The sequence below is a fragment of the Xanthobacter sp. BG11Y11_SDJG genome, from assembly GCF_057364445.1.
This window is the reverse complement of sequence record NZ_JBNFNU010000393.1, coordinates 1-3,976: the sequence shown is the minus strand read 5'-3', so window position 1 is coordinate 3,976 and position 3,976 is coordinate 1. Positions and strand designations below refer to the sequence as shown.

General features: G+C 70.0%; 6 protein-coding genes. All 6 read left to right on the top strand.

Features of this window, described 5'->3' with window-relative positions:
- The coding region (exbB, locus tag AC2W7M_RS21460) for a tonB-system energizer ExbB (RefSeq protein ID WP_486134764.1) at positions 1-486 on the top strand (486 nt) is incomplete at its 5' end.
- Between the two features lie 12 nt (positions 487-498).
- Positions 499-1,029 (top strand): TonB system transport protein ExbD, encoded by a 531-nt coding sequence (gene exbD, locus AC2W7M_RS21455; protein WP_486134762.1) that lies wholly within the window; start codon positions 499-501, stop codon positions 1,027-1,029.
- Positions 1,026-1,196 carry a hypothetical protein gene (locus AC2W7M_RS21450; protein ID WP_486134760.1) on the top strand — a complete coding sequence of 57 codons (171 nt, stop codon included), beginning with the start codon at positions 1,026-1,028 and terminating at the stop codon, positions 1,194-1,196. Before exbD ends, AC2W7M_RS21450 begins: the two co-directional genes overlap by 4 nt.
- A complete protein-coding gene (locus AC2W7M_RS21445; protein ID WP_486134758.1) occupies positions 1,178-1,876 on the top strand; it encodes an energy transducer TonB family protein in 699 nt (232 codons plus the stop codon). The genes AC2W7M_RS21450 and AC2W7M_RS21445 overlap by 19 nt, the downstream gene beginning before the upstream one ends.
- A gap of 243 nt (positions 1,877-2,119) precedes the next feature.
- Positions 2,120-3,433, top strand: coding sequence for a serine hydroxymethyltransferase (glyA, locus tag AC2W7M_RS21440; protein ID WP_486134756.1), 1,314 nt, complete (start codon positions 2,120-2,122; stop codon positions 3,431-3,433).
- A gap of 27 nt (positions 3,434-3,460) precedes the next feature.
- Positions 3,461-3,958: a transcriptional regulator NrdR gene (nrdR, locus tag AC2W7M_RS21435; RefSeq protein WP_486134754.1), complete on the top strand. Its 498-nt coding sequence runs from the start codon at positions 3,461-3,463 to the stop codon at positions 3,956-3,958.
- The last annotated feature ends 18 nt before the right edge of the window (positions 3,959-3,976 follow it).

Here is a 3,976-nt window from a genome sequence, read left to right as displayed (position 1 = left end):
CGACCACGGTCGCGCGCCGCGCTCGCGAATGGCGCCGATTCCGAGGGCCTGCCGGCGGATGGCATCAAGGAACGGGTCGCCGTCGCCCTCAACCGCATCGAGGCCGCCGCGGGCCGGCGCATGGCGGTCGGCACCGGAATTCTCGCCACCATCGGCGCCACCGCCCCCTTCGTCGGCCTGTTCGGCACGGTCTGGGGCATCATGAACTCGTTCATCGGCATCTCGAAGGCGCAGACCACCAACCTTGCGGTGGTGGCGCCCGGAATCGCCGAGGCGCTGCTCGCCACCGCCATCGGCCTCGTCGCGGCTATACCCGCGGTGGTGATCTACAACGTCTTCGCCCGCGCGATCGCCGGCTACAAGGCCTCGCTGGCCGACACCTCCGCCGAGGTGATGCGCCACCTCTCGCGCGACCTCGACCGGGCCGCCGCGGGCGACGACGATCTGGTCGCCGAGGTGGTGTCGCTGCGCGCCGCCGCCGAGTGATCGGGGGACACCATGGCCGCCAAGCTCGACCACGGCGGGGACGACCTCGTCGAGACCCACGAAATCAACGTCACGCCGTTCATCGACGTGATGCTGGTGCTGCTGATCATCTTCATGGTGGCGGCGCCGCTTGCCACCGTCGACGTGAAGGTTGATCTGCCCACGTCCAACGCGCAGCCGCAGCCGCGCCCGGAAAAGCCGCTCTTCCTCTCGGTCAAGAAGGACCTGACGCTGGCGCTCGGCGACGACACCGTGATGCGGACCGACCTCGGCCGCGCGCTCGACGGGCGCACGGGGACCGACCGCGAGCAGCGTGTGTTCGTGCGCGCCGACAAGGCGGTGCCCTATGGCGACGTGATGGAGGTGATGAATCTCCTGCGCGCAGCCGGCTATCTCAAGGTGGCCCTGGTGGGCCTTGAGGGCAGCGAGGCCCAGCTTCCTCCGTCTGCGGCCGGACCCGCCGCGGGCGCGTCCGCTCTTTCCAGCCGCGCCGGCCGGGCCCGCCAGCGGGGAGGCGGCGCCGCCGGGGGGGCGCCGCAGTGAGCGCGATCCACCACTGGCATGATTTCGACCGCAACCATTTCCGCAACACCGTCCTGCGCTGGATCGCCGGTGCCGCCATCATCCTCGCCGCCCATGCGCCGCGGTATATGCGGCGCTCTATCTGCGCAATCTGCAGCCGTCGGCGGAGATGCCGCCTGCGGCCGTGATGATCGAGCTGGCGGCGCTGCCGGTGAGCGCACCGAGCGAGGTCGAGGACGTGGCGCCCGGTCCGCAGATGGTGCAGGCGCCCGAGACCACGCCGGACGCCCCCGACGAGCCGGAGGCGGAGACGCCGCCGCCGGAGCCGGTGGAGCGCCAGGAGGTGGAGGAGGAGCTACCCAAGATCGAGCCTTCGCCACAGCAGTCCGAGGTGGTGCTGCAAAAGCCCGAGCCCGAGCCGGCGCCGCTGCCGCCGGAGAAGCCCAAGCCGCCGGAGAAGGAAAAGCCGAAGCCGGAGGCCAAGCCGACCAAGCGCACGCGCGCCCCGACCACGTCGGCGGCCCCCCGCACGGAGACCGCGCCTGCGCAGCGCACCGCCGCGCCCTCGCAGGGGCGCGAGCAGCTCCAATTCCATGTCGCGTGCCACCTGGGCGAGCATGGTCTCGGCGCATCTCAACCGCTTCAAGCGCTATCCGCCCGGCGCGCAGGGCATCACGGGCCGCCGTCCGTGCGCTTCACGCTGGATTCGTCCGGCCGGGTCACGGGGGTCAGCCTGACCCGTTCCTCCGGCAATTCGGTGCTGGACAACGAGGCGGTCGCGACGGTACGCCGCGCCTCGCCCTTCCCGCGCCCGCCGGACGGCAACGGGGCGAGCTTCTCGGTGCCGGTGAACTTCACCAGCCGGTGAGCCTCGGCCATGCGCGCGGGGCGCGTTCCACCTCCCTGGGTGGGCGCGCTGTCCCGTGCGTCCGGCGTGCACGTGCGCGGATGGCCTGAGCGGGGAGCGCCGGCGGTGCCCGGTTCCCCTGCATGGCTGGTCCGCCGGCCGGGATTTGGACTTCGCCGGTGCCGTATGATAAGCGCTCAGTCCGCTTTGGCCGGGCAGCTTTTGCGCCAGGCCGGGGTGCCCCGACATTTCCGGAGCCCGTCCATGGCCGCGCAGGATGCGAACCCAACCTCCGTCACGGAGGAGATGAACCGCTTCTTCACCGCCCCGCTCGCCGAGACCGATCCCGAGATCGCCGGCGCCGTCGCGGCGGAGCTGGGTCGCCAGCGCGACGAGATCGAGCTGATCGCCTCCGAGAACATCGTCTCGCGCGCGGTGCTCGAGGCCCAGGGCTCGGTGCTCACCAACAAGTATGCCGAGGGCTATCCGGGCAAGCGCTATTATGGCGGCTGCCAGTTCGTCGACGTGGCCGAGAACCTCGCCATCGAGCGGGCGAAGAAGCTGTTCAACTGCGGCTTCGCCAACGTGCAGCCCAATTCCGGCAGCCAGGCCAACCAGGCGGTGTTCTTCTCCCTGCTCCAGCCGGGCGACACCTTCCTCGGCCTCAACCTCGCTGCCGGCGGCCATCTCACCCACGGCTCGCCGGTGAACATGTCCGGCAAGTGGTTCAAGCCCGTTCCCTACACGGTGCGGCAGGACGACCAGCGCATCGACTATGAGGAGGTGGCGAAGCTCGCCGACCAGCACAAGCCGAAGCTGATCGTCGCCGGCGGCTCGGCCTATCCGCGCGTGATCGACTTCGCGAAGATGCGCGCGATCGCCGATTCGGTGGGCGCCTACCTCATGGTGGACATGGCGCATTTCGCGGGCCTGGTGGCGGGCGGCGCGCATCCGAGCCCGTTCCCCCATGCCCACGTGGCCACCACCACCACCCACAAGACCCTGCGCGGCCCGCGCGGCGGCATGATCCTCACCAATGACGAGGACCTCGCCAAGAAGATCAATTCGGCGATCTTCCCCGGCATCCAGGGCGGGCCGCTGATGCACGTCATCGCCGCCAAGGCGGTGGCGTTCGGCGAGGCGCTGCGCCCCGAGTTCAAGCTCTATGCGAAGAACGTGGTGGAGAACGCCAAGGCACTGGCGGAAAACCTGAAGGGCCACGGCTTCGCCATCGTCTCCGGCGGCACCGACACCCACCTCATGCTGGTGGACCTGCGTCCCAAGCGGCTCACCGGCAAGACCTCGGAGAGCGCGCTCGGCCGCGCCCACATCACCACCAACAAGAACGGCATCCCGTTCGATCCCGAAAAGCCGTTCGTGACCTCCGGCATCCGCCTCGGCACCCCGGCCTGCACCACCCGCGGCTTCGGCATCGCCGAGTTCCAGCAGGTGGGCGACCTCATCGCCGAGGTGCTGGGCGTCCTCTCCCAGAAGGGCGTGGAGGAGGATTCCCTGGTGGAGGAGGCGGTGCGGGGCAAGGTGTCGGCGCTGCTGAAGCGCTTTCCCATCTATCCGTGAGCCGGGGTCGGCCGGGAGCCTGAAGCCATGCGGTGCCCTTATTGCGGCAGCCTCGACACGCAGGTGAAGGACTCGCGGCCGACCGAGGACAACACCTCGATCCGCCGCCGCCGCGTCTGCCCGGACTGCGGCGGCCGCTTCACCACCTTCGAGCGGGTGCAGTTGCGCGAGCTCACCGTGGTCAAGCGCTCCGGCAAGCGCGTGCCGTTCGAGCGCGAGAAGCTGGAACGCTCGGTCAAGGTCGCGCTGCGCAAGCGCCCGGTGGACGAGGAGCGGGTGGAGCGCATGATCTCCGGCGTGGTGCGCCAGCTGGAAAGCATGGGCGACACGGACATCACCTCCGAGACCATCGGCGAGATGGTGATGGAGGGCCTCAAGCAGATCGACGACGTGGCCTATGTGCGCTTTGCCTCGGTCTACCGCGATTTCCGCGAGGCCAAGGACTTCGAGAACGCGCTCGCCGAGCTGTCCCACGATGGCGACGCAAGCAGCGCGCGAAAGCCTGAGCCGCAAGGGGAGCCCTAGCCGCGCGGGCGGGAGCGG

Bases quoted from the DNA above. Each gene is read 5' to 3' on its own strand.
- glyA (WP_486134756.1), top strand. From the start codon at position 2,120: ATGGCCGCGCAGGATGCGAACCCAACCTCCGTCACGGAGGAGATGAAC.
- exbD (WP_486134762.1), top strand. From the start codon at position 499: ATGGCCGCCAAGCTCGACCACGGCGGGGACGACCTCGTCGAGACCCAC.
- nrdR (WP_486134754.1), top strand. From the start codon at position 3,461: ATGCGGTGCCCTTATTGCGGCAGCCTCGACACGCAGGTGAAGGACTCG.
- AC2W7M_RS21445 (WP_486134758.1), top strand. From the start codon at position 1,178: ATGCCGCCTGCGGCCGTGATGATCGAGCTGGCGGCGCTGCCGGTGAGC.